Origin of the sequence: Mesorhizobium sp. M0522, from assembly GCF_040321085.1 — a bacterium.
In the GTDB taxonomy this organism is placed as follows: domain Bacteria; phylum Pseudomonadota; class Alphaproteobacteria; order Rhizobiales; family Rhizobiaceae; genus Mesorhizobium.
Genome location: NZ_JAMYQW010000057.1, coordinates 1 through 25499, shown reverse-complemented (window position 1 = coordinate 25499; position 25499 = coordinate 1). Strand labels below are relative to the sequence as shown.

Genomic DNA, 25499 nt, shown 5'->3' with positions numbered 1-25499 from the left:
CGGCTTTCGCTCGGCCGGAAGCGCCACACTGTTGTAAAGTAGGGTTTCAGCAAATGCTGTCGCAGAAATTCTGCCCGCTTAGCGGGGTGGGTTCAACTGATCCCTGCAACACACTCCGCGAACTTTTCAGCTGGGGTTTGATAAAGCAAGGTCTTTCGCGGCCTCTCATTGAGCTGCCGTGCGATCGCGCTGAGCTTAGTCTGGCTGTGCAGGGATAGATCGGTTCCGCGCGGCAGATATTGGCGCAGTAATCGGTTGGTGTTTTCGTTGGAGCCGCGCTGCCACGGCGACCGCGGATCACAGAAGTAGACCTCGACGTCGGAGGCCAAGGTCAGGCGCTGGTGATCGGCGAGCTCTTTACCTCGGTCCCAGGTCAACGACTGGTACAGTTCGCCGGGGAGTTTCCGTGCCTGTTTGATCAGTGCCGAGACGACGCTTTCGGTATCCTTGTTGGCGACCTTGACCAGCATCCCTTCAGCACATCTTCGACGGCATCTGCGACGAACATGGCATCGAGCACCGGCTCACAAAGATCAACCATCCCTGGGCGAACGGCCAGGTCGAGCGGATGAATCGGACCATCAAGGACGCCACCGTCAAGCGCTTCCACTATGACGATCACGATCAACTGCGCCGGCATCTCGCCGACTTCATCTTAGCTTACAATTTCGCGCGCCGGCTTAAGACCTTCAAGGGCCTAACACCCTACGAGTTCATCTGCAAAATCTGGGCAAAAGAGCCCGAACGGTTCCGACTCGATCCCACCCATCAAATGCCGGGACTAAACACCTAGCCTCCACCTTCGTTGCTTCATTGCTAATGAGCTTAGCAGGTGTTCGATGGTAAGCTCGCTGGTTTCTGCGGGTATCGCCCCGAGCGGCTTGAACGCACACGCCACAGAGCAGAGATCGGTCCATTTTGTTACGAACGAACATCTTGCTTCCGGTAGAGCTTTCTCGAACCAAGGTCCGAAAAGGGTCGCGAGCTGTCCGGTTCCCATCTGTCTCAGTAGGGTGGACAACCGACATGCAGCGGTTACCCGCCCATGCTCGTGTGTTGTTGGTTTGAAGGCTGAGGGTCTGTCACTATCCACTTTCCAATCATACGAATCGGATCACTGTCTTCGTGGTCGATATGGCAGGGCTGCTCGTGTCGTCCTGCACACTCGCGATCGTTCCCAACTTGTCCCGGGGAGCCCGTCTTTACGGGGTAATCGAAAACGTCGTGACAGATGCCAACCATCGCCGGACTGGGCTACTGGGCTGGGCCGCGCCGTCCTTCATGCCGCGCTCGACAAAGCATGGAACGCCGATTGCTACAAGGTTCTGTTGGCGACTGGATCTCGGAGGGAGTCCACTCTGCGCTTCTATGAAGGTGCAGGGTTCCAGCAAGGCGGAAAACTTACTTCGAAATTCGCCGCTTGGAGGACGCTTTGGGTCGATTTTCCACCTTCCCTGACGGCCCGGAGGGGTGGGAATCGGCCGCTCGCGTCGTCCCGGCTGCCTAGCGTGGCGGATGAATTAACAGCCAGCGATTTGGCTCTTGCTCGACGAACTCTTTCTGGACGTGCCTGAGCACGTTCCGCTGCCCGGCAAACGGAACCATGTTGACCGCTTGATCGAAGGGGACCCACTGAAACTCGCTGTGTTCGGCATTCAGTCGCACCGTCTCTGTCGACCCCGCGAAACCCACGAAAACCGGCAGGAGGCTAATGGCGTCGCGGTCCGCTTCATAGAATTGCTCGCATATGTCGGCCGAATAGAGCCTCTGCAGCGTCAAGCCCGTTTCCTCCTTAGTCTCTCGCCAGGTCTTCCTTACGATCCGGTCATGGGTCTCGACCACGGCATCGGCGACCGCCGCCTCCCATTCCACGGCGCAAACGGCAAGGATCGCCCAGCGTCGATCCGAGCTGATATCGCGCAAGCCATCGGTGAACATAGCGCTCACCCTGCCGACGCAGGCGAGCGATGCGGTGTTGCGGATGCCGGCGAGCACTTGCGGATCAAGACCCACCGCGCAGGAACTCCAGTCGGTCAAGCAGCCGGTTTGCCGCCGCGGAATTGTTGCCGAGCTCGAACTTGCGAAGCAAGATGAAGCGGCTTATGTTACCGGCCAACATTTCGGTCAGAAGCCCATCCAACCGCTCGCGCGCACCAGCGTCGGCCGGCGCAGCCGATGAGGGCGAGATGAGCGATCCCGCAATCCTGGCATTTCCTCGGCGCGATACCGGTCGAGCCATTTGCGAACCGTCCGCGGGCAGACGCCTGCGGCTTTGGCGACGGCCTCAGGCGTCTGTCCGCTCTCGACCTGCATTACAATTCGCTCTCGACCGAGCGGCGTCCAGACGGGTACTCTTATGGATGTTCATCCGGTCCCACTGGAATCACTGAAGCTTCGACAACCTCAGCTTTCCCGGTTCGGACCGGATGGATAACCTTCTGAAAGCTCACAACTAGCTACCAATGCGATCAGCTTTCGGGCTATCGGGGGCATCCAGGGAGGATGGGTATGTTCTTGGCTAACGGGCTCAAGCTGCGGGACCGCGGGTGCACCCTGGCACTGATTTTGGCGATCATATGTGTATGTGCGCCTGCACTGGCGGCAAACGCGTCGGATCAGGCGTGCCGGTCCATCGCCAAGCTCACAATTCCAAGCGTGATCTTTACCGAGGCTAGCCTTCAAAAGCCGCAGGAGATCCCCGCAGATCCCTTCACTGCATTCACCGGCGCCTCGCCTCAGGCGGTAAAAGTGGGCGGGCACTGCCTTGTCCGAGGTGTTATCGGGAAACGCCAGGGGGTCGATGGTCAATCATATGGCACCCGGTTTGAGGTGCGTCTTCCGACGACCTGGAACGACATGTTCCTTTTCCAGGGCGGCGGCGCAGTTGATGGCTTCCTGGCGCCGGCCGTCGGGACCATTCCTTGCCGGAACTCGACCGCGGCTCCCGGGCTCTTGCGCGGCTACGCTGTTGTAAGCATGGATGGCGGGCACCCAAGCCCCGATCCGGCTTTCGGGGTCGATCAAGCCGCACGCATTGATTTTGCGTACGCCTCCATTGGCAAAGTCACTTCGGTCTCGAAGCAGGTGGTGGCCAAGTTCTATGGGGCGGCTCCGAAAAAGTCGGTGTTCATGGGATGCTCGAATGGCGGTCGTGAGGCGTTGATAGCGGCTCAGCGATATCCGCTCGAGTTCGACGGGATTGTTGCAGGTAGCCCGGGTTTTCGTCTCAGTGCCGCCAACATTGCCCAAGCCTGGGATACTCGCGAGTACATGAGCATCGCTCCCAAGGATGAGGCCGGCCATCCCATTCTATCCCGCGCCTTCTCCCAGCAGGATCTGAACCTCGTCGCCAACGCGGTTCTCGCTGCCTGTGATGCCCGCGATGGCATTGAGGATGGCGTCATCAACGCCTGGCAGCAGTGCCGGTTCGACCCAAAGGTCCTGTCCTGCCAAGGCGATAAGACGGACAGCTGCCTCACGGCTGGTCAAGTGCAGGCCATGAGCCGCGCGTTCGCGGGTCCGGAAAGCTCCGATGGCGAAAAGCTTTACAGCGATTGGCCATATGATACGGGCGTTGCGGGCGCGGACTGGAGAATGTGGAAGCTGGGCAAATCCCCCACTTCCCAGTCGGATGCAAACAACATCGTTCTGGGAGCCCGCTCGCTTCAATACTACTTCATGACGCCCCCGGCGCCGAATTTTGACCCCCTGAAGTTCGACTTCGACAAGGATCCGGCACGCGTTGCGGATACGGCCAAGCTCAATGATGCGACCGGCACGTATCTCGCCAGCTTCGCTGCCCACGGTGGAAAGCTGCTCTTGTTTCAGGGACTTTCCGATCCGGTCTTCTCGGCCAACGATCTGGTGCGCTGGTACAAGCAAGTCGTCGAGATCACAGGCGGCGGCGATTTGGAAGCGACTCGCCGTTTCGTGCGCATGTTCATAATCCCGGGGATGACCCACTGCGGCGATGGCCAAGCCTTCGACGACTTTGATCCTTTGGCCGCCATCGAGGGCTGGATAAACCAAGACAAGGCTCCGGACTCTCTCGCGGCTGGCAGCAAGGCATTCCCTGGCAAGCACCAGCCGATCTGCGCTTATCCCACTCAAGCTGCCTATGACGGTAAGGGAAATCCCGATGAGATCGCGAGCTATTCGTGTCGGGGATAAGAGACCTCGTCATTTGTTCGCTTCAATCTGCGCGCATTCCCGGAACAGGTCTCCCGGACCAAGGATCGGTTGGAAAAGCTAAACCCGGAATTTGTGGGCCGTGCCATAACGCAGTTGATGATCATGCCTGACTACGAAGCGTCGGCCGCCGATAGTCTGGATACAGCGCTCGCTGTGCTCGATGAGGTATTGTTATCGCCTGAGATCTGACCGCCTCATCCCAGCGGACAAAACGGGGCAGGGGAGGGGGCTTTTCAGAGCCCGGACGCCTTGGTGAGATTGACGCGGAAACGATCGCGCCGGCGCTGATACTTTCGAGTCATCTCGGCCGAGGCGTGACCGAGCTGCTGTTGCACATAGCGTTCGTCGACCTCGGCCGACGAGGCGAGGCCGGCCCGCAGGGAGTGGCCGGCGAATTTCTTGGCCCGTTCGCCCTCCGACAGATCGCCGCGCACGCCGGCGGCCAGGGCCGCGCGCTTGACCAGGCGTGCGACCTCCTGGTCGTTCAAGCGATCGGCACCGACGGCTCTGCCTTGACCAGCAACGCGCCGGAACAGAGGTCCGTGCGCAATGTGCGCCAGTCTTAGCCAGGTCTGCAGAGCGGCCACCGGGCAGGTGGCGTCGGAGGAGCCGCGGCCGACCTCGACCTCGCGCCAGCCGGTTTTGCCGCGCAGGGTCACCAGCACGCCTTTGTCAGGAAAAAACTCAATCCAGCCCGAAGAATCCTCGGTCTGGTCGCGACCAATGTCGAGCCCGACGATTTCGGATCGGCGAAGGCCGCCGGCAAAACCCAGAAGCAGCATGGCGCGGTCGCGCAGACCACGCAGCGTGCCGCGGTCGAGGGTCTCGAGCATGGCGATCAGATCCTCGGGCAGGATCGCTTCCTTCTGCCGGGGAGGGGAGGCGTGGGTGTTGCGAACGCCAGCCATCACCGTGGCGATATGCCGGTCCTTGCGGTCCAGCGGCTGGCCGCGCTGGGCAAAATTCCAGGAGAGCGACGAAAGCCGGCGCTCGATAGTTGAAACGGTGTTGGGCTTTTTGTCGCCAGTGGCCGTACCTGACGCGCAGGCGGTGATGTAGAGCCCGACGGTCTGCGGATCAGGTGGGAGCACTTCCAGACCCTGCCGGCGCGCCCAGGCGCAAAAGTGCTTCCAGTCGGCTGCGTAGGCGCGGCGCGTGTTGGCCGAACTCGCCGCCTCGATATAATCGCGCGCGCGGCCGGCGAGCGCCTCAAGATGCGCAGGCAGGCTGGGATTGGCAATGGCTGGAAGGGGAGGGGACGAGGCTAGGTCGGCATCGCCCATCTGCATGACGATATCGACGATGTCGGGCATGTCGTCATCGCCGGAAGCAGCCGATGATCGTTGCGCGTCGCCAGTCATGCTCATGCCGCTTCGATATCCGTTTGAGAGAAGTCCTTGCCGATGAAAAGCAGCGGTTCGTCCGCACGCTTTGCCAAAGCATAGGAGAAGCAATCGGCAAAATTCAGCGCCGCCGGATGGTGGCCCTGGCCGTAGGCCAGCCAACCCTGGGTCGCAAGATCAACCAATTCGGAGTCGACAGGAATGATGTCGGCCTCGATTTTGCGCAGCCAAAGATCGATCTCGGCCAATGCATGTTCGCCGCGCCTGCTGACCAGCACCATGCGCGCCTCGAGCACGCAGGTTGCCGGGACCAGACGGATTGGGTCCAAGACCAGCGCTCGTTCCAGCCTTGCTGCCTCAGGCTCGCTCCGAAGGATCGCTACAACGGCTGAGGTATCGATCACCATCAGTTAGGGATTCCATGCTCGTCATATCCGATGATCTCCTCGTCGCTGCGACTATCCAGTTCGGGCAATCGTGCCACTCTTTCTCGGATGGCGCGCAATTCTGCCAGCAGACGCTCGTGAGCGGTCTCTCCAAAGCCCAAGCGATGCAAGCGCTCGCTAAGGGCCTGATGAATGGCTGCCGTCTTGCTGATGCCCTGGCGACGCGCGAGTTCGTTGGCGAGAGCCACGGTGGCCGGATTTTTGATGTTCAGAGACATGAAAGACTCCAAAATTCCACCTTTCTGGCGTATTCTACCATGGCTCCGTAGGCTCGTAAACAACGAATGATAATGCAACATTATCGTTCATTTCAAGCACACGACAAGCACAGCGCTTTCTATCCATTTTTGTTGTCAAAAGCGCCGCCATGATTCATCGTGTTTTCGATGATTCTGCGTCCCAAACCCTCTCTACGCCACTACGCAACGCTTGGCGGTGCTCCTTCGACCGCGCCGATGGCAACGGTGCCGGCCTGGCTACGTCGGGCGGTTCCCGATGCGCAAAGCCTTGCGGGAAACGATGTTGAGGACGTCGCGCTCGCCGCCGGCGCCACCATCGGCGCGCTCGATGCGGTGGTCCGCCGGCAGGAGCGATGGGCCGGCGCCTGGCGGCAGCGCCTGGCGCTTTCGGCGGCCTCGGTGACGGCAAAGCAGGCTGGCCGCGTCGAGGATGAAGGAGCGCTGCGCGACGCCGTGCTGCTCACACGACCCGGGGACAATGTCGGCCCCGCCGGTCTTTTACTCTTCGCCTGGCGCCGGCTGACCGCCCAGCCCGCAGAAGAGCTTCTGACGAAGAGAAATCTGGCCGCGGTATTGCAGGAATTCGGTCGAGCCCACGACGAGGCGGTCTGCGACCTGACGGACGATCTTCGGCAGCTCGCCGCAAGTGACGGGACGGTGGGAATAATGACCGGCACCATCGCGATCGCTGAACGCCACGGCTTGGGGCGCAGTCTTGGAGCCTGGCTCGCCGACACCCTGCTGGCGCAACGGCTGGGTTGGGCACATGCAGTACCGCTCTTGGGCACGGAGGCGGCCTTCGGCACGAGCGCCCGCCCGCGTCGATCGGCAGCCAGCTCCGTGGCGCCAAGCATTGAGACAGATCCTGAGCGTGCCAAAGATCTGCTCGCTGCACAGGCGCGGGCAGCGTTGCGCGCGATCGATCTGTCCGCGGAGCTCGGGCGCCGCGCGGACCGGCTGCTTGCAGTGGCGCCAAAACTCAGGGCCAAGGCGGCGGACGCTGTTGTTAACAAGCTCCTGTCCGACGATACGATCGTTGCCTCGGAAAAGATCGCAGGCATGAGTGACCGTGGGCTGCGCCGCCTGTTCGACCGTCTGGTCGAACTCGGCGCCGTGCGTGAGCTGTCCGGCCGCCCCACCTTCCGCATCTACGGGCTCTGACGACCATGGCGGAAGCGGTGCGCAGGCGAGGGGGGAGCCCGTCAGATAACCGTCGATCGGCTGACCAGCTGTTTGACCGGGAGCTGGATCACCTGCCGCCGGAGGCGCGCTGGCGAGAATGGATGCATCGCGTCGAGGCAACCATTTTTGCGGCCAGCGAGCCGGTCAACCGCGAAACGCTCGCCCGCATCGTCGGCAAAAGCTGCAGCATTGATCTCCTCATCGACGACATCCGCGAAGAACTGCGCGGTCGGCCCTATGACCTCGTCGCCGTCGCCGGCGGCTGGAAGCATCTGACGCGGCCGGCCTATGCCGATGCCATCCGTGCCGCGGTCGGCGGAAACGAGCGAGCCGTGGATCTGACACAATCTGAAGTGCTGGTGCTGATGTGTGTGGCGTACTTCCAGCCGATCACCCGCGCCGAGCTTTCTTCCTTCTTCGGCAAGGAGATCAGCCGCGATCTCATCGGTCATCTGCGCGGCGCGAAGCTGATTGCGTCCGGTCCGCGCAGCCCGACGCCCGGCGCGCCCTACACCTACGTCACGACCAAAGAATTCCTGCTGGAGTTCGGTCTCGACACGCTGCGCGACCTGCCGGATTTCGAGGCGCTTGAGGACGCCGGACTGCTGTCGAAGGAAAAGCTGCTGGCGGGGCACATCATCCCTGGCTTTGCCGTCGGCCCAGAGCCCGTCGGAGTCGAACTCGACGAATAGCCGCGGCGCTTTGTGTGTGAAGCTTGTCCGAAATTCGTAGCATATTTCGGACATCTTGCCCGCCACTTCGTCCGAAATCGGACGACAGATTTCGGACAAACCCCCGGCATCAAACCGCCAATATCTCGATCTGCGGTCGCCGCTGGAAACGTCGCCTGTGAGAGGCGAGCCGGCTCTAAACCGGTCGTATATCCCGACTAATAATAAGAATGTAATCAACTTCCCATACTTCAAATAATGATAAGAGGTCATTATCGATAGTTATTTTGCTCCGGCAGAAAATCCCCTGCAAGTCAATTGAAATGCCAGTTAGCTTGACTAACGCGAATCAACTATCATGAAACCAATGGCTTACGACATCAGCGATTTGTCCCTGAACACCCTCATAGGGCCGGTTTGCCGCGCCACCGAGGTTTTGGCGCGACTCGACGAGCGGCTGGCGCTGACGACGATCTTCTGGCCGAAGAATTTGCCGAGATCGATGCTGTCCTGGCACGCTCGTCAAAGATCCTCAGCGGCGCCGACGTGCCTGCTCGAAGAGAGGAGACGTCACTTCGTCACCGGCCGGAGCCGCAAAACGGCCTGATCTACGATCTTGACTGGAATGCAGAAGAACGGCTGGCCGAATGGCACGCTGTGCTCGCGGAAACGCGGGGGCAACCAGTCGTCCTGCGCGCGGCGGTCCTGCTCGAAGCCTGGTCGGACATCGAGGTGCTGCAGCATGCCACGTGGCTCGGGCCGCTGCTCGTGGCTTCACTGCTGCGACAGGAAGGACTCGCCGCCCACCATCTCGCTTGCATTCATCTCGGCGCGAAAAGCATTCCGCGCGAGCGGAGGCGGGCGCGCAATCGCGGCGATCGGCTCGCGGATGCCTTTGCCAAGCTGCTCGGTACGTCCCGGGTGACGGTCAACGCCAGGCGGCAAAGCGGACAGGTGCTCGGGATCGATGGCGCCAAGCGCGGTTTCCGTTTTCCTGTCTGGCAACTCGACAAAGACGGTCGTCCCTTCGAAGCATTGCCGGCGCTGCATGCCATGTTGGGCAACAGTGCCTGGGCCGTCTATCGGTTTCTGGTTTCGCGCCACGGCGCCCTCGATGGCCGGACGGGCCTTCAAGCCCTTCAGCAAGGCGACGATGCCGCGGTGTTGGCCGCAGCGGAAGGCATGGCCAGGGGCGATTTCGACTGAATGCCCGGCCTTCCACCTCCACCCGATTTCGCGCGCGCAAAGCTCGAAATCGAGACCATACCGCGGGGTCGGACGTTCGGTCGGATCTACTGGAGCACCTATCCTGATCCATTGGGGTACGGGAAGTCGCCGAGCCGGTTCAGCGATCCTCGACGCCGTCTTGACGCCAACCGGTTTGGCGTTCTTACCTCGGTGATTCCTTGAAGGTGTGCTTCCTAGAGACCGTGCTCCGCGACCGCCGCGAAGGAATCCTTGACGATCTTCCAATAGAGGAGGTGGAGCTGACCCGACGGCGCTACGCGGAGATCGCGACCACGACAGACCTACGCCTGGTCGATCTCAGAGGCGACAATGCCGTGCGGATGGGTGTGCCGACCGATGTCGTTCGGGCACAGCGCCAGAACCTGGCACGCCGGTGGTCGGTGGCGTTTCACGAGCACCCATCTGAGCCCGACGGGATCATTTATCCCTCGCGCCTCAACGAGGCGACCAATCTTGCCATTTACGATCGCGCGGTACCGAAGCTTCAAGCGAGGCGTGTTGTGACCCTTCTCGGCGCGGAGGGCTGGCTCAGGTTGTTGAGGATTTCAGGGTGGGGTTGGTGTGAAGATTTATCTCGTATCCGTATCGCTTGGCAAAGATGGCTGTAGCGCCAGAATCGTCCACTAAGCCGGAGCAACGCAACGACCGGTGTGGGGCCGTTAGCCGACATTCTGTTATCGGCTGAGTTCAGCGGCTAGCTGCCTTTCAGTAGCCGACCTAGCCAGGGTACTTCCGTGGCAGCGGTGAGCCGACCGTCGGATTGTTGATCATGTCGGACGATCTATGCGCAATCCCATGCGCCTGGCTGGAGATGGGATTCCAGACTGCATAGCTGTCCAATGGCGGGCTCCACTTCTTGTCCATCTACAGCTATAAGTGCCGAATCCTCGCAAGGGCTCTGCATGCCTTGTGACGATGGAGTGGCATTTCTCACCATGAACACAACAGAAAGCGGCCTCGAAAAGTCACTTGTTACAAAGCTGCAGGATCTAAAATATGAGTATCGCTCGGACATCCGCGACCGCGCCTCGCTGGAGCAGAATTTCCGGAAGAAGTTCGAAGAGCTGAATCGCGTTCGCCTTACAGACGCGGAGTTCTCTCGGCTTCTCGACGAGATCGTCACGCCCGATGTCTTCACAGCCGCTCGCACCTTGCGCGAGCGCAACAGCTTCACTCGCGATGACGGCACGCCGCTCAACTACACCCTCGTCAACATCAAGGACTGGTGCAAGAACACCTTCGAAGTCGTCAATCAGCTACGCATCAATACCGACAACAGTCATCATCGCTATGACATTATAATCCTAATCAATGGTGTTCCCGCCGTTCAAGTCGAGTTGAAAACCTTCGGCATCAGCCCCCGCCGAGCTATGGAGCAGATTGTTGAATACAAGAACGACCCGGGCAACGGCTATGCCAAGACGCTCCTCTGCTTCCTTCAGATTTACATTGTCAGCAACCGCGACCGTACCTTTTATTTTGCGAATAACAACTCCAGTCACTTCTCATTCAATGCCGAGGAGCGATTTCTGCCCGTCTATGAATTCGCCGACGTAGACAACAAAAAGATCGTCCATCTCGACAGCTTCGCGGAGACATTTCTCGCCAAGTGCACCCTCGGCCAGACAATCAGTCGCTACATGGTTCTGGTCGCGAGCGAGCAAAAACTTCTGATGATGCGGCCATATCAGGTCTACGCAGTTAAGGCCATCGTGGACTCAATCGCTCAAGACTGCGGAAACGGCTATGTTTGGCACACCACCGGCAGCGGCAAGACGCTAACCTCCTTCAAGGCTTCAACTCTGTTGAAGGACAACCCTGACATCGAGAAATGCCTGTTCGTGGTAGACCGCAAGGATCTGGATCGGCAGACGCGCGAGGAGTTCAACAAGTTCCAAGAAGGCTGCGTTGAGGAAAACACCAACACCGCATCCCTCGTGCGCCGACTCCTCTCAGACGATTATGCTGACAAGGTCATCGTCTGTACCATCCAGAAACTCGGCCTGGCCCTTAATGACAACAGCAAGCGCAACAAGCAGCAGAAGAAGGGCGGCAAGAAGAGCTTCAAGGAGCAGCTCGAGCCACTTCGCGACAAACGCATTGCCCTGATATTCGACGAGTGCCATCGGTCGCAGTTCGGCGAAAACCACAAGGCCATCAAGGACTTCTTCCCTCGCGCCCAGCTCTTTGGCTTCACTGGGACGCCCATCTTCGACCAGAATTCCGCCCAGCAAAAGGTCGAGGATACTCAGGCCAGCATGAAGACGACGGAAGACCTCTTCCAGCAGCGTCTTCACACCTACACGATCACGCACGCCATCGAGGATGGAAACGTCCTTCGGTTCCATGTCGATTACTTCAAGCCGCAGGGCAAAACCTTCCCCAAGCCTGGCGAAGCGCTGGCGAAGCGGGCGGTCATTGATGCAATCCTGAACAAGCACGACGCGGCCACCGGTCAGCGCCGGTTCAACGCCCTGCTCGCCACGGCGTCGATCAATGACGCAATAGAATACCACGCGCTGTTCGAGACCATGCAGGCAGAGAGGAAGGCTGCTGATCCCGACCTCCAGCCGCTGAACATCGCCTGCGTCTTCTCTCCGCCCGCCGAGGGCGATCCTGACGTGAAGCAAATTCAGGAGGACCTGCCGCAGGAAAAGGAAGACAACGCCGTCGAGCCGGAGAAGAAGAAGGAAGCCCTGAAGGCGATCTTCGCGGACTACAACGCCCACTACGGCACCAACCACAAGATTGGCGAGTTCGATCTTTACTACCAAGACGTACAGAGGCGGATCAAGGATCAGCAGTGGCCGGACGCCGATCTGAGGAAGGCTTATCCCAACGTGCCTCACCACAAGATCGACATCACGATCGTGGTGGACATGCTGCTGACCGGCTTCGACTCCAAGTTCCTGAACACGCTCTACGTCGACAAGAACCTCAAGCATCACGGCCTGATCCAGGCCTTCTCGCGCACCAACCGGGTGCTGAACGCGACCAAGCCTTACGGCAACATTCTTGAGTTCCGGCAGCAGCAGGGGGTCGTCGATGCCGCCATTGCCCTTTTCTCGGGCGAGGCGGCTGCGGAAAAGGCCCGCGAAATCTGGCTGGTCGACAAGGCCCCGGTGGTTATCCAGAAACTGCAAACCGCGGTGCAGAAGCTCGACGCTTTCATGAAGTCGCAGAGCCTCGAATGTGCCCCGGGCGCCGTGCCCAACCTCAAGGGCGACGCGGCCCGCGCGGCTTTTATCGAGCATTTCAAGGAGGTCCAGCGGCTCAAGACCCAGCTTGACCAGTATACCGACTTGACCCCGGAAAACGCCGCAGCGATCGAACAGGTCCTGCCGCGCGGCAATCTCCTTGGCTTCCGCGGTGCCTATCTGGAAACGGCCCAGCGCCTCAGGTCCCAGCAGGGCAAGGGCGCGCACAAGCCGAGCCAGGACGGCGACCAGCTCGATTTCGAGTTTGTCCTTTTTGCCTCTGCCGTCATCGACTATGACTACATCATGGGCCTGATCGCCCGCTATTCCCAGGCAACCCCCGGCAAGCAGAAAATGAGCCGCGAAGAGCTGATCGGCCTCATCCAGTCCGATGCCAAGTTCATGGACGAGCGCGAGGATATCGCCGCCTATATCGCCACGCTGAAGGCGGGTGAGTACCTACAAGAACCTGACGACTCTGGTGGCCAGACTTCGTGACGATGTAAACAATCCAACGAAGCAAGTCTCTCTAGTCTTGATTTTCGCCTACAACCGCACCGGCAAGACTCGTTTGTCGATGGAGTTCAAGGACGCAGGGAGGCGCAGGAACAAGAAGAACCCGGCTGGGACGCCCGACACACTCTATTTCAACGCCTTCACCGAGGACCTGTTCGTCTGGGAAAACGACCTTGAAGGCGACAGCGTTCGCCGCCTGCAGCTGAACGAGAAGTCGTCTTTCTTCAACGCGATGACCGAACTCGCGCTGGACGAAACGATTGCCCAGTATCTTTCCCGATACGCCGACTTCGATTTCGACTTCACCTACAAGGAGGTTGAGCAGGGCGAGGATAAGCTCTTCAAGCCGGATTTTGTGAGCTTCAGAAAGGGCGATCAGACCAACATCAAGGTTTCACGGGGTGAACAGAATATATTCATCTGGTGCGTCTTCATGGCGATCTGCGAACGGATGCTTGATGGGCATGAATCGTACCAGGGGAAGAAATACCTTTACATAGACGACCCCATATCGTCACTGGACGACAACAACGCGATCTCCGTCGCCTGCGATCTAGCCAAGCTCCTCCGTCGGGCCGCAACACGAAAGAACGGCGACGGTGCGCCCGCCCCGATCAAGGTGATCTTCTCTTCCCACCACGCGCTGTTCTTCAACGTCATGTGCAATGAAGTTGGCAGGAAGATTGATGACTCGCCTTCGGTTGAGCACAGACGGTATTTCCTGCACCGCCCGAGCGGCGACGGCCCCTACACGCTTCAGGCGACGGAGGATACGCCCTTCTTTCACCATGTCGCGACACTCGCAGAATTGCAGCGTGCGGCCGATCCCAACAAGGGCAAGCTCTACACCTTCCACTTCAATGCCTTGCGCAGCGTCATGGAGAAGACGGCCTCTTTCTTCGGGCATCCAAGCATGGCCTTCTGCCTGAAGGCGCTCGACAACGTGGAAGACCGGGCGCTGTTCAACCGTGCCATGAACCTACTGAGCCACGGCGCCTATGCCATTCATGAACCCACTGAAATGGGCGAGGACAACAAGGCACTTTTCCGCCGCATCCTGCACGAATTCATCACGCGGTTTGAGTTCGCCCTACCAGGAATTGTTCCCGCCCAGCTCACAGCACCGGCGCCCGCGCCCGCCCCCCGGGAAGCACCCGTACAATGAACGACCAAATCCAAAAGCAACTGGGCAAGACGCTCTGGAACATCGCCGACCAGCTGCGCGGCGCGATGAACGCCGACGATTTCCGCGATTACATGCTGTCTTTCCTGTTCCTCCGCTACCTCTCGGACAATTACGAGGCGGCAGCGAAGCGGGAACTGGGACCGGACTACCCTGATCTGCCGGAAGACGTGCTGGCGCGTTCGGGCGCAAGCACGCCCCTGCAGGCGTGGTACGAGGACAATCCGAACGACGCCGCCGAGTTCGAAAAGCAGATGCGCCGCAAGGTGCACTATGTGATCCAGCCGCCTCATCTTTGGAACAACATCGCAAATCTGGCGCGCACGCAGAGCGATGAACTGCTGCTGACGCTTTATGAAGGCTTCAAGTACATCGAGAATGAGTCCTTCCAGAGCACGTTCAGCGGCCTGTTCTCGGAGATCAACCTTTACTCGGAAAAGCTGGGCAAGACGCAGGCGGACAAGAACAAGAAGCTCTGTTCCATCATCGCCGAAATCGCCAAGGGCCTCGCCGAGTTCTCGTCCGAGGTTGATCATTTGGGCGATGCGTATGAGTATCTGATCGGCCAGTTCGCCGCTGGTTCCGGCAAGAAGGCGGGCGAATTCTACACCCCCCAGCAGATTTCCGACATTCTATCGGCGATCGTGACCTTAGACAGCCAGGAGCCCGCCACGGGCAAGAAGGACCGCCTGGCAAGCGTTCTAGACTTTGCCTGCGGATCGGGTTCGCTGTTGCTGAACGTTCGCAAGCGCATGGGGCCTCATGGAATCGGCAAGATTTTCGGGCAGGAAAGCAACATCACCACCTATAACCTCGCCCGCATGAACATGCTGCTGCATGGGGTGAAGGACACCGAGTTCGAGATTTTCCACGGCGACACCCTCGCAAATGACTGGGACATCCTCCGCGAGTTGAACCCCGCCAAGAAGCCCTCCTTTGATGCCATCGTGGCCAACCCGCCCTTCAGCTTGCGCTGGGAGCCGACTGAGGCGATGGGCGACGATGTGAGATTCAAGAATTACGGGCTGGCGCCCAAGTCGGCCGCGGATTTTGCCTTCCTGCTGCACGGTTTCCACTATCTGAAGGATGAGGGCGTGATGGCCATCATCCTGCCTCATGGCGTACTGTTCAGAGGAGGGGCAGAGGAGCGTATCCGTACAAAGCTGCTAAAGGACGGTCACATTGATACCGTGATCGGCCTGCCCGCAAACCTGTTCTATTCGACCGGCATCCCGGTATGCATCCTCGTCCTAAAGAAGTGCAAGAAACCGGACGACGTGCTCTTCATTAACGCAGCCGGACCTGAGCATTTTGACAAGGGGAAGCGTCAGAACCAACTTGCAAAGAAGCACATCAACAAGATCGTCGAAACGTACCAGTTCCGGAAGGAGGAGGACCGCTACTCCAAGCGCGTCAGCATGGAGCGGATCGCCGAGGAAGGCTACAACCTCAATATCTCCCGCTACATCAGCACGGCCGGGCAGGAGCTCGAAATCGATCTCGTGGCTGCCCATGAAGAGTTGGTCGAGGTCGAGAAGCGGATTTGCGAGGCGACAGCGAAGCACAATGCATTTTTGCGCGAACTTGGGCTTCCACTTTTGCCAATCGCAGAAGGATGACATGGGCTTTAGCCTAGCTAACGAGCGGCGCTCCGGGCGCACCTCGAGAAGCGGTCAATTTTAAGGTCTGCTTTCAGGCGACATCGACGTTAGCCTGAATGACGGGAATGAGGCGCGTTCCCGCCTGGCAGCTTTGGGGCCGTCTGCGGACAGGCAGCTTTCGGAAACATGATTGCGAAAAAGCCGCCCTCGTCACGGTCTGTCCGTACGAAAAGTACCGGCACGATGAGAGCCTCAGTGCGAAAGAAAAATGTCACACTGAGGCTCACCGAAGGTGGGCTATAACCCGAACAGACGCCGGACAAGCTGCCATACACTTGCGAAGAAGCCAGGCAGTGGCCTATGGGCCTCATAGTAGGCCTGCCTACGCCTTTCATCCCTCAGCATGCCTGTAACCGTCTGGGCGGCGGTCATTTTGGGCTCCCACAAGATCCGTCCGTCGCGGATGATGTAGTGGGAATTACAGGGAAGTTGCCCGCTGCCTATTGACGGCTGTAGTGACGGCCGGCCGCCACGTTCTGTAAACCGCCATTCCGCAGGTCCGAGAGGTATAGCCACTTTGCAGCCGCAGCCGCAGGCGCACAGGTGCACCGCAACCTGGTATTCATCGGACACATACAGGACGCCTTTATCAAGCTCCTTGGGCACGAAATGGACCTTTTGAAGCCGGATATCATTCATGGCGCGTCTCGACGAAAAAGCGTGGCATGGTTGTGTCCATCAAGATGTGGTAGGCTGGATGGTCCTCGACGTAAAAACCCCGGTATTGTTTGTATCGGATCACCGCGATGCAGGCATTCATCGCGTTCAACTCGGATATCTGTATGTTGGTGCGATATTCATCGCCGGGCTGATCAGCGGTCTCGGATAGAGCCTTGGCCCTGATCTCTTCGGCGTCCTCAGGCAGATAGACTGTTGCGCGCAGCATGCCTGCCAGCGCAGACTGCTGGCGGTTCAAACCCAAGCCGACGTCGATGAAGGGAATCTTCAGGCCGATGAGCAGGTCGAAAATTCCGGCGCGGGCCGATCCCTTATCGACGCAGACGAAGGCGAAGGTGACGCCTTCCAACTCCTCAGTTGACGACTGGTCGATGAATTTCCTTTCAAGTTTCAACCCGCTCCGGAAGTTGCCATAGCGATCTTGATACAGGTCGGCCTTGGCCCGCTTGAAATCGTCTTCCTGAAGCCGGCCGGGAGATCGGTAGGCATTGTGGACGTGGAACACGTCGGCGTCGAAACCGCGGATTTCGCGCACATTCGTCTTGACCATGAAGTCAAGCACATAGGCACCGGTCCCACCGAGCCCGATGATTGCGACCACCTCATCTTTGAACCGCGCCGCCAAATCGCCAATCTCCGCGCGGCTAGTTAACGTGTCCTGATAGGTGAAGACACTATCTGCGACCACATCGTGGTCGACCGCGAACGTGAGGGGTGTCGCTTGCGGGTAGCGGCTCACGGCCGGACCGGACAGCAGAGCTACGTAGTGCTGGATTTTCTCAAAGAAATCCGGGAAACCGGTTGGCGGTTTGTTCGAGAACGAGCGCTCAACCAACACGTCATCTCTGGTCAGGGCCAAGGTCCTCGGGCCACCGCCCAGGTTCGGGATCGGCCGCCCGTCGGCCTCATGGGGAACCCCACCGGCGAAGAAGACCTGATGGTCGTCTTGCTGGACCTTTTCAGCGTCGACGAAGACAAGCTTAGTCACAAAAGCGCCCGTGCACAGCTCCAGTTGCGCGTTGAGGTAGGGAATGTCGCGGACAACCAAATATCCGCTGTCAAACCGGAGCGCGAAGCCCCGGTCGAGCAGCCGTTTTATGTCGGGATTATGATTCGCTAGTGCGATTAACACGGAACGCCATCCCATCCTTTGCCTTGACGGTGCCTCCGGGGGAGAGGATTCCATCTCGGTCGTTGTGGCCCCGGGTGTAGGTGACCGAATAAGTCGCGCCCGGATTTTGGGGATAGTCCGGATAAGCATGGGTAACGACCTCGACATAAGTCAGTTCGTCTTTTTTCGGCACCTCGTGCGGCGTGCCGTTGACCACGATCGTGATGGTCTCGTCGTGGCCCTTGTTATCATCTTCCTGCGCCATTGTGCTGTCCTTTCGCTTAGCCGCGCGGCGGATTGGGGTCGTGGCCGTGGCTATCGCTCTGCGCGATCTTGCCGTCCCGGTTGTGAATCTTGAGCTCGGTCGATTGGTTGCGGCTGACGTTGCGGCCGAAGTCTACCGCCTCTTTCTTGCTGTCGAAGTGACCGGACGACCGCTGGCCTCCGCCCCTCTTCACGTCCCAGCCGCCATCGTGGTTGGGAACCACATGATGCGTACCCGTGGTCTTGTGTGACGCCATATCTTGTATCCTTTCGTCGGTTTCGGTATGGGAAGTGCGTCTACTCCGAACAGGTATGCCGTCTCGCATATCGATTGTCAAGCACTCTCTGTGCTGCTACTCTGAACAGAGGAAAACGACAGAAAGAGGCAATCGTGACCACGCCGCTCGGCAACAAGATTCGCGCACTGCGCAAAGACAAGGGCTACACGCTGGACAGGCTTGCGGAGCTCGCTGACTCCAGCAAGAGCTATATCTGGGAGCTTGAGAACAAGGAGCCGCCCCGACCGTCCGGCGACAAAATCAGCAAGATCGCCACGGCGCTCGGCGTCACCACCGATTATTTCCTGACCGACGATGTCGAATTGGAGGATGCTGCAGATCAGGCGTTCTACAGGGAATACAGAGCGCAGCGGCCGAAGACCAAGGCACGCCTGCGCCAGATGTTCGCGGTCATCAAGGACGATGAGCAGTAAGCGGGCGCCCAAACGCTGCGGCAATTGCAATTGCGGCGCTTCTCAACGCGGGGTTTCGCCCCCGTCGATGTTCGGAGGGTCGCCTGAGAGTGCTGGGGCCGCCGTTTCCGAAACGACGACCTGTTTCCGGGGGAACTCAGCTTCTGTGGTTGCCACAACCATGTGATTTAAGCGTCGCCCGTATCTTGGAGGACCCTTTGAAGACGTCGCGAATCTCCTTTTGCGTATCCGCGATGCTGCGGGCCAGCTTTTCCGGCAAAGGCTCAGGTGCCAGGCCCTGCCTCTCCTCTTCACGATTGATCAGACGCTTGAATGCAGAATTACGCTTCATCATCGCGGCTCTCTGTCATCATCAGATTTGATCGAACGCGGTGCACGTATCGAAGGTTCAACTCGGGCTCGAAATAATGTTTCCGCTTCACCCATATGAAGCCGTCGGCCCGCGAAATGACCGCGACATCGATCGGGCCACCAACGGTCTGCATGCCACGCGAGACATGACGTTTCAATGACGTCAGGTTAACGAGGGCCTCCGCCATAGAGGCCAGCTCGGACTTTGGCATGAATTCGACCATGTCCTCAATCTCCTTGCGGGATTGTGAACGGATTTCCGCAAATTCCTCCTCACGCAACCTTTTGTTGAAGGCTGTCTCGGCCTCGCCAGCTTGCCGGATCAGTAGCCGCCGCTCCGCCTCGGGCATATCCAGTTGAGCAATGATATCTTTCGAGATGCTTGAAATCGTGTTGTTCACGAAGGTCGTTATGTGTCTCTCGATACCCTCATCGAGGCCGTACAGGAACCGTTCCACCATTTCCCTCTGCGCAAATGGCAGGACACGCGACCGCTCGCCGTCGCGATCGATGTCGACGAAGTTGGTCCGGGCGTATTTCAACTTTCCGAACACCACGCCGTCGATTTCGAAGGAGATCAGTGAAGGAAAAAGGTCCCTAGACCCGAACCCGGCGATGACGATGCCCGTTTGCGAGCCCGTCCTGGTCTCGCTCAAAACCGCGCGCTTGGCCAAAGCGACGACGCGATCGGTAAAACCCCGGTCGTCCGCACGCATAAAGTTCTGTTCAACGATCTCCCGGATTTGAGCTTCACGACCTTTTGTAATCCTCGGAGCGGGACCGCCGATGAACCTGGCGGGCTTGACCCGCCGGTAGATCTGCTCGAACGTCGCCAGCACGAGATCAACAATTCTGTTGAGTTCGGTCTCCAGATGCATGCTTTTCTTGAAGTCCTTCAGCAGACGTTCAAGCCTTGTCGTGATGCGCTCGTTGATCTGGCGGATCAACGGCATGAGGATTGATTCCACCGCGGCTGTCTGGACCTTCGCTGAGGCATCGTTTCCCCACGCGTTGAGATATGTCAAGAAATCCAGTGCCGCATCTTGTAATCGCGGGAAGGACTTGCAGTCGCGTCGATAGTCGCAGATCAGAATCTGTAACGGCGCCTGCATGAACTGCATGCCGTTGTAAACCATGACCCCGATAGGGTCCCGATGGGACAAATCGAACAGCTTTTCGGCGGAATCGTAGGTTTTTTCCTCGACATCACCCGCCGAAATCGTGACGGCGCTATCAGCGGCCAAGGCCACTGCGGATTTATTTAGGATGGCGATTTCCGCTGTCATGGCGCTACAGCGTCAATTGGCGTTATGTTGAAAAATGCCGAAGCCGGATCGGCTTCAGACTGAAAACGTGCCCCCATCAAAAGCCGCCCACTCCCCATAATTCGGCTCGATTCTTTTGTGAGATTACGCTGCTTTGCCGGCAAGGGAAGTGGTTACTTCACTATTCTTCAACAAAATTGTGGGGCCAAGCTGTACCAACGAGCCTTAGCGCGATCCTAGCGCCGCACTCGAACGACCGAGTTTGGGGCGCGAAGCTGACGCCAGCGGCGAATTTGAACCGAATACCCCGTCATCCCATGTTCATGATTTGTGCTTCGAAAATCGCATAATTGGCAGTGTGGAACTCAACGGCGGCTCATTGGTTTTGCGGGTTCAGCTCGTGCAAAAGGTCCGTCGGCCTTCCATGAATGCGGGTTTCCGCATCGCCTACCTCGATTTGGTCGATGACCGCCGGACAGGCGAGGCGGAACCGTATCTCGCCCGAGAGCACATTCGCGCGCATGATTTCGACGAACGCGGCTATCTTTTCATCCGCAGTGAGAAACCTGCGTTTGACGGATGCAGTGGTGCTACGCTTGTGGAGCCCAGGGGCGTCTCTATGCGGCAATCCCTCATCGTGAGCCGATGCTATCGTGCAAGTTTCGCAGCACTGCGGGTGGCGATATCGCCCAAGACAGCATGAAGAAGCGTTCCAACTTCCTGTTCGGCGACCCCGGGTGCAATTCCTGATTCGGACAGTTGAACGAGAATTGCCTTGGCGGTGTTGCGCCAGAAGGCGTTCGCGTCCTCCCCGTTCTTGGATTCCAGGACCCGGGCGATCCCTTCGACTAACTTCCGCCGCCGATGCAGCGGAAACGCGCTTATGTTTGAATCACACATCGATCACCTCACCCCTTCAGTCGCGCGAATTAGCATTGGCGGGTGAGAAAATTTGGTTAACAGCGCTTTTGGACAATGGTCAGCAATGGAATAAAGCGTCTACCCAACAAGCCAAGAGGTGTGCCGCGTGTTGATGATCGGCGCGTGCTGAACGACATCTTCTGGGTGCTGCGCTCCGGTGCTCCATGGCGCGACCTGCCTCAGCGCTATGGCCCGCGTACCACCTGTTGCAACCGCTTCGTCCGATGGCGAAAAGCAGGTGTGTGGCTGCGCAGTAACGAGTCTACGGCCTAATGTTTGCGGAGCCTCACGCCGGCGCGGCTGCCGTTCTCCGGGATGAACTCGACGCCGGCGGCCTAGAGGGCGATGCGCAAGGCAGCAACGGTTCGCTCTTGTGTGGGGCTCTGTCGGGCCGCGACATCTACTTAATGACTCTAGACAGTCGCCGCGACCATAACTTTTGATAGCAAGTCAGGGTCGCGGGATGCCGAGCCGCTTGAAATACCGAGTTAGGTCCGGGTGCTCGCGATCGTCCTGCCTCAACCGCGTCATCATCGCCGGCGAGCGCCATAACCAAACCGGGAGCGCTTATTCTCCACGGAGCAGCGGGCATTGTCTGGTTGTGAAGACGGTGCTTGATCACCAGCCGCCTGAGTGTGTCTTCGCTTACGTTGTAGTCGTGCCTGAACAGATCAATGGCCCTCTGGACCGTGATCGCCTCTGCCCGTGGGATGTAGAGCGGCCGAAGCCGTTCGCCTGTTTCCGGCGCTGTTTTCACAGGGCGCGCATTGGTCATTCGGCCCATCGCGCTTTTCTGCGGCCCGCCGTTTCGCCCGACATCAGGGAACGATATCGCCCCCCATGTATTACAAACCCATGGACACTATGGAACCCCACGGCCACGGGATGGCGGCCGATCTTTTGACATCGGAAGTTGCCAATGCCAGGCAGCGCATCCACCGGACCGAGCTCGCGCTTCAACGCACTGAAGAAATGCTGGCGGAAAATCTCGCGCTGTGCAGCAGGATACGAACTGCGGTCGAGGCCGCAGACCGCTTGGTGAAGATCGATCCCCCCAGCTTTGAAGGACGTCGCGCGGGTTGAACTGGGCCGGCGTTTCATCGTCGCGACCTTGCGGCACCCTGCCGCAAGAGCCTGCCCTGTTGGCATCACAGCGTGAGCAAACATTGGACAGAAGCATTTCAACGGTCGCTATGTGCAACACCGACGCTAGATCGACACGATCTTCTGTTCAAACAGCGGGGATTAATGCTCGGCGGATCGAAGGGGGCACGGGGGTCTTCGCGCGAGCCAGTTATCCGATCTCCCGCTCAGAAATTTCAGCCAAATATTCCGACCTCCTGATGGAACCCATTCGTTGCGGGCGAGTTGCGGCTCATTGGGACGGACTTCCCGAACATGACAACGAGCAACAAAGCAGACCATCAGTCTGTCTCCGAAGCGTTTCGGAAACTGATCCGTTCCGAAGGCTATCGTCATCACGTACAAACGTTCTTAAATCTGGAGGTCGAACCAGAACTGCCGCCAACCCTACAGTCATTACTTGCGGCTATTGATCGGACCAAACAGGGGCCGACGGAAGAAGTCCCTTAGCGGGCTGGCTGAGCGTCAGGTCAAAGAGTATAGCGGCTCGCTTCGTGGCTTGTCCCCCTGATTCCCACTCAGAAGTTATCAAACATTCTTCTTGATTTTTCTCGACAGAGGTCATGAATGTTCCCTTGGGTTCTCGCTGAGGTGGGAGGCCTTGTATGAACGTTTGGACGAACTGCCGACCCGACAAAGTGACTGCCAAACACCTTGTTCACGAGCTGATCCTACAAGCCCGTCGCGGCCAAATCATCTCCGTCAAAGAGACTATTGCAGCGGTGCGCCGAGACGGGCCACATCTGGCGGAAACTGACTGCGAGCTGGTGGAGCTTATTGTCAATGTTGCCCCAGCCTTTGGCCTGTTCGTCGGGTTCGATCTTCGCGAATAACCGCCTCCTCAACAGGGCGGACCGTGGCGACACGGTCTCGATCAAAGCTGCACTACGCGAAGCTCGGGAGGCTGCGCCTTGCTTGGTGGCCTCTGACGAAGAACTAACCGAGGCGATCGTCGAGGCAGCAACTGCCATGCCTCTGCGTGGCTTTCGACGGTCGCGAGTAGCTGTCAGCCAATTCAGTCACTGTGGCATCGCAACGGAGGCGCGCCGTCCTGCGCCATTTCAATAGTCAGAGGTAATCCGTAATTACCTTCGCAACCTGCTAGATCTGCCTGTAGAACGGGAACTGCGGGCTGAGCAAAGGTATTTGCTGGAGGAACTTGATAAGGTCGACAAAGAGTGACCGCATGGCCCTCCACTGGTTCAACCCTCCGGTCCCGGTCAAGACCGAGCGTCCCGGGATCATCCGCAACGTCAACAACGCCGAGGCAGCCGGCGAGGAGCTGATGAAGTAGACCAAGCGTGGCCCTTGTTGGGACCTCGCGGTGCGCGTTTGCATGGCCGTGATTTTCGACGAGATGGAACCTGAGGAGGCCCGCAAGGCATTCCTGGCTGCTGCAAAAGAGGAGGGGACATTACTCCCCCAATGAGAACTAGCTAAATTGGATGCGGTATAAGGTTCTAGGTGTCTATTACCAACACCGCCTTCGCGAAAGGAGCCCGCCGCCGGTGAGGGAGAGGCGACGGACCCCCCACAGCGGCTGCACATGAATCCCGCTGCCACCTCTAAACCCGCGTGGGCCTACATCGTTCCCTTAGCTGCGGCTAAAGCGGGGTTGGTCGACGGGCTCTTGCCGCTCTAAGTTCCCCCTTATGGGTCCTCTCTGGTTCTCTCCACCGGTCTACGTGAAGACGAAACGTCCGGGCATTCGCAATGGGGTCAGCCATGTCGAGGGAGCCGCCGAGGAACTCATGGCGTGGGACACAAACGGCCCCAAGTGGACCAAGGCGGTCCATCCTGCGTCGATGCATTCGAGGGCAGAGCCCCCCCCCATGAGGTCCGTGAAGCCTTTGAGGCGGCTGCCAAGGAGGCCAACGTGTATCTCTCCCCTGAGTAGGAGGTATCATGGCGCCCATCTGGTTCGTCCCTCCGGTGTTCGTGAAGACCGAAACCGGCGTCAGGCATGGCTGCAACAATGCGAAGGAAGCCCTTGAGCAGCTCAAGATGTGGACCCGGCGAGGGCCTCGCTGGCATAAGGCGGTGACCCTCTGCCTGTCAGCCTTGGAGGGCGATTCGATTGACCCCCACATAATACGAAAGGCCTTTGAGGCTGCCGCTAAGGAGGCCAACGTGTATCTCTCCCCTGAGTAGGAGGTGTCGTGGCAACCCATTGGTTCTCCCCTCCGGTGTACGTCAAGACCGACCGACCTGGGGTCACCTACGGGTGCAACAACGTCGAGGGTGCCGCCGAGGAACTCATGAAGTGGACCAAGATGGGACCTAAGTGGAGGAAGGCTGTGCAACTGTGCGCCGACGCCTTTCAGGACCGTGTGACTCCGGAAGAGGTCCGTCAGGCTTTCGAGGCTGCTGCCAAGGAGGAGGGGGTGCTGCGTGAGTAGCAGGCCGGTGCCCATGGCTACGTTGGGAAGGACCCGCTGTCTGAATGCTGACCAAGTCCGCGCTGCTCGAAATAGACCCGGATACGAGAGCATTCACTCTGGTCGGCGCATTTATGGGCCATTTTGCACTTCTTGAAACTGGCATCGGAGCTGCTCTGGGCGAGGTAGTTGGCCTCAATGGGGCACGTCGAGTAATCATCAATCGAAAACATAGGGTTCGACGAGAAGATCAAAACCGTACGCACAGGGGACCGGAACCGGAATGTCAGGCTTCTAAAGCCGATGGCAGAACCGGATACGCTGTGGCGGCATTTGAGGGCCCGTTCCTGCTCTTGATTATTGCCTGTGAGCTGTGTGCGCAAATCGGGAAGATGGAAGGGTCGGAGGCAGGGCCTCAGGCCGAGGCGCTAATCAACCAGGTCGGCAAATGATCGCGAAAAGCTCAATACGGCCGGCAGCGAAACTAAAGAAGTAGTCGCGCGTTGGACGGCGGATAACGCTGTTTCGTCTCTGAGTATGGTTTAGGTCAGAGTGGTCAAGCCAACGTCGCGTAAGGCAATCAATGCGTCGAGCGCTAGTCAAGCGAAGTCGCCCGCTCGTGACGAGGTCACTTTAGCGCCGCCCGCTTTCCGGCCGGTCCAGCTCGCAACGCTCGTGGACACGGTCCCTGCCGGCGATCGTTGGATCCATGAGATGAAATACGACGGCTATCGTATTCTCGTTGCCGTCGGCGGAGGCGAGGCGCGAGCCTACACACGATCTGGTCTGGACTGGTCTA

Annotated in this window: 27 protein-coding genes and 5 pseudogenes; 19 read left to right on the top strand and 13 right to left on the bottom strand. The window is 58.8% G+C overall.

The window, feature by feature from the left end:
- Nucleotides 1-92: 92 nt before the first annotated feature.
- Nucleotides 93-470, bottom strand: a pseudogene (locus tag NKI58_RS33005) (IS30 family transposase); the annotation flags it as partial.
- A gap of 5 nt (nt 471-475) precedes the next feature.
- On the opposite strand from NKI58_RS33005, the pseudogene NKI58_RS33000 reads away from it, so the two are divergent.
- A pseudogene (locus NKI58_RS33000) lies at nt 476-793 on the top strand (integrase core domain-containing protein); the annotation flags it as partial.
- 977 nt (nt 794-1770) lie between these two features.
- Here the strand turns inward: NKI58_RS33000 and NKI58_RS32990 are convergent.
- Together NKI58_RS32990 and NKI58_RS32985 are read right to left on the bottom strand one after the other, a co-directional pair.
- Nucleotides 1771-2158, bottom strand: a pseudogene (locus NKI58_RS32990) (Tn3 family transposase); the annotation flags it as partial.
- Nucleotides 2125-2313 (bottom strand): helix-turn-helix domain-containing protein, encoded by a 189-nt coding sequence (locus NKI58_RS32985; RefSeq protein ID WP_023679083.1) that lies wholly within the window; start codon nt 2311-2313, stop codon nt 2125-2127. The pseudogene NKI58_RS32990 and the gene NKI58_RS32985, both read right to left, overlap by 34 nt.
- Nucleotides 2314-2508: 195 nt before the next feature.
- On the opposite strand from NKI58_RS32985, the gene NKI58_RS32980 reads away from it, so the two are divergent.
- Nucleotides 2509-4170 carry a tannase/feruloyl esterase family alpha/beta hydrolase gene (locus NKI58_RS32980; protein WP_352854361.1) on the top strand — a complete coding sequence of 554 codons (1662 nt, stop codon included), beginning with the start codon at nt 2509-2511 and terminating at the stop codon, nt 4168-4170.
- 254 nt (nt 4171-4424) lie between these two features.
- Here NKI58_RS32980 and NKI58_RS32975 read toward each other — a convergent pair whose 3' ends face one another.
- From NKI58_RS32975 to NKI58_RS32965, 3 genes are read right to left on the bottom strand one after another with little or no spacing between them, the layout of a single operon-like run.
- Entirely contained in the window at nt 4425-5558 is a 1134-nt protein-coding gene (locus NKI58_RS32975; RefSeq protein ID WP_352854359.1) for a site-specific integrase, read from the bottom strand.
- On the bottom strand, nt 5555-5941 hold the full coding sequence (locus tag NKI58_RS32970; RefSeq protein ID WP_352854357.1) for a type II toxin-antitoxin system VapC family toxin: 387 nt from the start codon (nt 5939-5941) through the stop codon (nt 5555-5557). The genes NKI58_RS32975 and NKI58_RS32970 overlap by 4 nt, the downstream gene beginning before the upstream one ends.
- A complete protein-coding gene (locus NKI58_RS32965; RefSeq protein ID WP_352624873.1) occupies nt 5941-6198 on the bottom strand; it encodes a type II toxin-antitoxin system VapB family antitoxin in 258 nt (85 codons plus the stop codon). The genes NKI58_RS32970 and NKI58_RS32965 overlap by 1 nt, the downstream gene beginning before the upstream one ends.
- 237 nt (nt 6199-6435) lie before the next feature.
- On the opposite strand from NKI58_RS32965, the gene NKI58_RS32960 reads away from it, so the two are divergent.
- The 8 genes from NKI58_RS32960 to NKI58_RS32925 all read left to right on the top strand — a co-directional run bounded on the left by NKI58_RS32960 (nt 6436) and on the right by NKI58_RS32925 (nt 15835).
- Entirely contained in the window at nt 6436-7380 is a 945-nt protein-coding gene (locus NKI58_RS32960; protein WP_352854354.1) for a DUF1403 family protein, read from the top strand.
- A 5-nt stretch (nt 7381-7385) separates the two neighbouring features.
- Entirely contained in the window at nt 7386-8093 is a 708-nt protein-coding gene (gene scpB, locus NKI58_RS32955; protein WP_352854351.1) for an SMC-Scp complex subunit ScpB, read from the top strand.
- Nucleotides 8094-8430: 337 nt separating this feature from the next.
- Nucleotides 8431-8679, top strand: a complete 249-nt coding sequence (locus tag NKI58_RS32950; protein ID WP_352854371.1) for a hypothetical protein — start codon at nt 8431-8433, stop codon at nt 8677-8679.
- Complete coding sequence (locus NKI58_RS32945; protein ID WP_502898853.1) at nt 8619-9278, top strand: DUF1612 domain-containing protein; 660 nt, start codon at nt 8619-8621, stop codon at nt 9276-9278. Before NKI58_RS32950 ends, NKI58_RS32945 begins: the two co-directional genes overlap by 61 nt.
- Before the next feature lie 206 nt (nt 9279-9484).
- Nucleotides 9485-9928, top strand: coding sequence for an RES family NAD+ phosphorylase (locus NKI58_RS32940; RefSeq protein ID WP_352854364.1), 444 nt, complete (start codon nt 9485-9487; stop codon nt 9926-9928).
- Between the two features lie 312 nt (nt 9929-10240).
- Nucleotides 10241-13015: a type I restriction endonuclease subunit R gene (locus NKI58_RS32935; RefSeq protein ID WP_352854349.1), complete on the top strand. Its 2775-nt coding sequence runs from the start codon at nt 10241-10243 to the stop codon at nt 13013-13015.
- Entirely contained in the window at nt 12969-14198 is a 1230-nt protein-coding gene (locus NKI58_RS32930; protein ID WP_352854347.1) for an AAA family ATPase, read from the top strand. The genes NKI58_RS32935 and NKI58_RS32930 overlap by 47 nt, the downstream gene beginning before the upstream one ends.
- On the top strand, nt 14195-15835 hold the full coding sequence (locus tag NKI58_RS32925; protein WP_352854345.1) for a type I restriction-modification system subunit M: 1641 nt from the start codon (nt 14195-14197) through the stop codon (nt 15833-15835). The genes NKI58_RS32930 and NKI58_RS32925 overlap by 4 nt, the downstream gene beginning before the upstream one ends.
- Before the next feature lie 279 nt (nt 15836-16114).
- On the opposite strand, the gene NKI58_RS32920 is transcribed toward NKI58_RS32925, so the two are convergent.
- Genes NKI58_RS32920 through NKI58_RS32905 form a run of 4 tightly spaced genes read right to left on the bottom strand, consistent with a single transcriptional unit; the run spans nt 16115 to nt 18187 of the window.
- A complete protein-coding gene (locus NKI58_RS32920; protein WP_352854343.1) occupies nt 16115-16516 on the bottom strand; it encodes a ubiquitination-like system serine protease family protein in 402 nt (133 codons plus the stop codon).
- Entirely contained in the window at nt 16509-17687 is a 1179-nt protein-coding gene (locus NKI58_RS32915; RefSeq protein WP_352854341.1) for a ThiF family adenylyltransferase, read from the bottom strand. Before NKI58_RS32915 ends, NKI58_RS32920 begins: the two co-directional genes overlap by 8 nt.
- Nucleotides 17662-17931 (bottom strand): multiubiquitin domain-containing protein, encoded by a 270-nt coding sequence (locus tag NKI58_RS32910; RefSeq protein WP_031212482.1) that lies wholly within the window; start codon nt 17929-17931, stop codon nt 17662-17664. The genes NKI58_RS32915 and NKI58_RS32910 overlap by 26 nt, the downstream gene beginning before the upstream one ends.
- 16 nt (nt 17932-17947) lie before the next feature.
- Nucleotides 17948-18187 carry a DUF2188 domain-containing protein gene (locus NKI58_RS32905; RefSeq protein ID WP_352854338.1) on the bottom strand — a complete coding sequence of 80 codons (240 nt, stop codon included), beginning with the start codon at nt 18185-18187 and terminating at the stop codon, nt 17948-17950.
- Nucleotides 18188-18321: 134 nt separating this feature from the next.
- Here NKI58_RS32905 and NKI58_RS32900 point away from each other — a divergent pair, with 134 nt between their 5' ends.
- Nucleotides 18322-18642, top strand: a complete 321-nt coding sequence (locus NKI58_RS32900; RefSeq protein WP_023708023.1) for a helix-turn-helix domain-containing protein — start codon at nt 18322-18324, stop codon at nt 18640-18642.
- 136 nt (nt 18643-18778) lie between these two features.
- On the opposite strand, the gene NKI58_RS32895 is transcribed toward NKI58_RS32900, so the two are convergent.
- Complete coding sequence (locus NKI58_RS32895; RefSeq protein WP_352854336.1) at nt 18779-18976, bottom strand: hypothetical protein; 198 nt, start codon at nt 18974-18976, stop codon at nt 18779-18781.
- Nucleotides 18963-20279, bottom strand: coding sequence for a hypothetical protein (locus NKI58_RS32890; RefSeq protein WP_352854334.1), 1317 nt, complete (start codon nt 20277-20279; stop codon nt 18963-18965). The genes NKI58_RS32895 and NKI58_RS32890 overlap by 14 nt, the downstream gene beginning before the upstream one ends.
- 241 nt (nt 20280-20520) lie before the next feature.
- On the opposite strand from NKI58_RS32890, the gene NKI58_RS32885 reads away from it, so the two are divergent.
- Complete coding sequence (locus NKI58_RS32885) at nt 20521-20961, top strand: hypothetical protein (protein ID WP_352854369.1); 441 nt, start codon at nt 20521-20523, stop codon at nt 20959-20961.
- Here NKI58_RS32885 and NKI58_RS32880 read toward each other — a convergent pair.
- Nucleotides 20907-21158 carry a DUF6074 family protein gene (locus NKI58_RS32880; RefSeq protein WP_352854332.1) on the bottom strand — a complete coding sequence of 84 codons (252 nt, stop codon included), beginning with the start codon at nt 21156-21158 and terminating at the stop codon, nt 20907-20909. The two genes, NKI58_RS32885 and NKI58_RS32880, sit on opposite strands and share 55 nt — an antisense overlap.
- 75 nt (nt 21159-21233) lie before the next feature.
- On the opposite strand from NKI58_RS32880, the pseudogene NKI58_RS32875 reads away from it, so the two are divergent.
- From NKI58_RS32875 to NKI58_RS32840, 7 genes and pseudogenes are all read left to right on the top strand, one after another.
- Nucleotides 21234-21431 (top strand): annotated as a pseudogene (locus NKI58_RS32875) (transposase); the annotation flags it as partial.
- Between the two features lie 588 nt (nt 21432-22019).
- A complete protein-coding gene (locus NKI58_RS32870) occupies nt 22020-22262 on the top strand; it encodes a hypothetical protein (RefSeq protein WP_352854331.1) in 243 nt (80 codons plus the stop codon).
- 665 nt (nt 22263-22927) lie between these two features.
- Nucleotides 22928-23155, top strand: a complete 228-nt coding sequence (locus tag NKI58_RS32865) for a hypothetical protein (RefSeq protein WP_352458909.1) — start codon at nt 22928-22930, stop codon at nt 23153-23155.
- Between the two features lie 479 nt (nt 23156-23634).
- A pseudogene (locus NKI58_RS32860) lies at nt 23635-23751 on the top strand (DUF982 domain-containing protein); the annotation flags it as partial.
- A 476-nt stretch (nt 23752-24227) separates the two neighbouring features.
- Nucleotides 24228-24473, top strand: a complete 246-nt coding sequence (locus NKI58_RS32850; protein ID WP_352473718.1) for a DUF982 domain-containing protein — start codon at nt 24228-24230, stop codon at nt 24471-24473.
- A gap of 8 nt (nt 24474-24481) precedes the next feature.
- A complete protein-coding gene (locus NKI58_RS32845) occupies nt 24482-24721 on the top strand; it encodes a DUF982 domain-containing protein (protein WP_352625651.1) in 240 nt (79 codons plus the stop codon).
- Nucleotides 24722-24765: 44 nt separating this feature from the next.
- Entirely contained in the window at nt 24766-25152 is a 387-nt protein-coding gene (locus NKI58_RS32840; RefSeq protein ID WP_352854328.1) for a hypothetical protein, read from the top strand.
- Nucleotides 25153-25499: the final 347 nt, after the last annotated feature.

What these genes read in the sequence shown, in the direction of transcription:
- NKI58_RS32985 (WP_023679083.1), bottom strand. Translation starts at nt 2,313, where the DNA reads ATGCAGGTCGAGAGCGGACAGACGCCTGAGGCCGTCGCCAAAGCCGCA.
- NKI58_RS32980 (WP_352854361.1), top strand. Translation starts at nt 2,509, where the DNA reads ATGTTCTTGGCTAACGGGCTCAAGCTGCGGGACCGCGGGTGCACCCTG.
- NKI58_RS32975 (WP_352854359.1), bottom strand. Translation starts at nt 5,558, where the DNA reads ATGAGCATGACTGGCGACGCGCAACGATCATCGGCTGCTTCCGGCGAT.
- NKI58_RS32970 (WP_352854357.1), bottom strand. Translation starts at nt 5,941, where the DNA reads ATGGTGATCGATACCTCAGCCGTTGTAGCGATCCTTCGGAGCGAGCCT.
- NKI58_RS32965 (WP_352624873.1), bottom strand. Translation starts at nt 6,198, where the DNA reads ATGTCTCTGAACATCAAAAATCCGGCCACCGTGGCTCTCGCCAACGAA.
- NKI58_RS32960 (WP_352854354.1), top strand. Translation starts at nt 6,436, where the DNA reads ATGGCAACGGTGCCGGCCTGGCTACGTCGGGCGGTTCCCGATGCGCAA.
- scpB (WP_352854351.1), top strand. Translation starts at nt 7,386, where the DNA reads ATGGCGGAAGCGGTGCGCAGGCGAGGGGGGAGCCCGTCAGATAACCGT.
- NKI58_RS32950 (WP_352854371.1), top strand. Translation starts at nt 8,431, where the DNA reads ATGAAACCAATGGCTTACGACATCAGCGATTTGTCCCTGAACACCCTC.
- NKI58_RS32925 (WP_352854345.1), top strand. Translation starts at nt 14,195, where the DNA reads ATGAACGACCAAATCCAAAAGCAACTGGGCAAGACGCTCTGGAACATC.
- NKI58_RS32920 (WP_352854343.1), bottom strand. Translation starts at nt 16,516, where the DNA reads ATGAATGATATCCGGCTTCAAAAGGTCCATTTCGTGCCCAAGGAGCTT.
- NKI58_RS32910 (WP_031212482.1), bottom strand. Translation starts at nt 17,931, where the DNA reads ATGGCGCAGGAAGATGATAACAAGGGCCACGACGAGACCATCACGATC.
- NKI58_RS32905 (WP_352854338.1), bottom strand. Translation starts at nt 18,187, where the DNA reads ATGGCGTCACACAAGACCACGGGTACGCATCATGTGGTTCCCAACCAC.
- NKI58_RS32895 (WP_352854336.1), bottom strand. Translation starts at nt 18,976, where the DNA reads ATGATGAAGCGTAATTCTGCATTCAAGCGTCTGATCAATCGTGAAGAG.
- NKI58_RS32890 (WP_352854334.1), bottom strand. Translation starts at nt 20,279, where the DNA reads ATGACAGCGGAAATCGCCATCCTAAATAAATCCGCAGTGGCCTTGGCC.
- NKI58_RS32880 (WP_352854332.1), bottom strand. Translation starts at nt 21,158, where the DNA reads ATGTGTGATTCAAACATAAGCGCGTTTCCGCTGCATCGGCGGCGGAAG.
- NKI58_RS32870 (WP_352854331.1), top strand. Translation starts at nt 22,020, where the DNA reads ATGTATTACAAACCCATGGACACTATGGAACCCCACGGCCACGGGATG.
- NKI58_RS32865 (WP_352458909.1), top strand. Translation starts at nt 22,928, where the DNA reads ATGAACGTTTGGACGAACTGCCGACCCGACAAAGTGACTGCCAAACAC.
- NKI58_RS32850 (WP_352473718.1), top strand. Translation starts at nt 24,228, where the DNA reads ATGGCGCCCATCTGGTTCGTCCCTCCGGTGTTCGTGAAGACCGAAACC.
- NKI58_RS32840 (WP_352854328.1), top strand. Translation starts at nt 24,766, where the DNA reads ATGCTGACCAAGTCCGCGCTGCTCGAAATAGACCCGGATACGAGAGCA.